The sequence below is a fragment of the Streptomyces roseolus genome, from assembly GCF_014649855.1.
In the GTDB taxonomy this organism is placed as follows: Bacteria; Actinomycetota; Actinomycetes; order Streptomycetales; family Streptomycetaceae; genus Streptomyces; species Streptomyces roseolus.
The window spans coordinates 1,060-1,279 of the sequence record NZ_BMTV01000031.1 but is presented as its reverse complement, the minus strand read 5'-3'; the positions used below and the strand labels follow the sequence as shown (position 1 = coordinate 1,279).

The following is a 220-nucleotide window of genomic DNA, read 5'->3' as shown; positions in this document are numbered from 1 at the left end:
CGCCGGTCGTCGCGCGGGAAGGAGGGACGGTCGTCACGGCGGAACGACGAAGGCCGCTCGTCACGCCGGTCGTCACGACGGAACCCGCCGCCACCGCCCCGGTTGTCGTCGCGACGGAAGCCGCCACCGCGCTGGTCGCCACCACGGTCGTCGCGACGGAACCCGCCGCCGCCACCCCGGTTGTCGTCACGACGGAAGCCGCCACCGCGCTGGTCGTCCC

General features: G+C 75.5%; 1 protein-coding gene. It reads left to right on the top strand.

Features of this window, described 5'->3' with window-relative positions:
- Positions 1-220 (top strand): hypothetical protein (locus tag IE245_RS37835; RefSeq protein ID WP_189953199.1); only part of this gene is annotated, 220 nt, incomplete at both ends.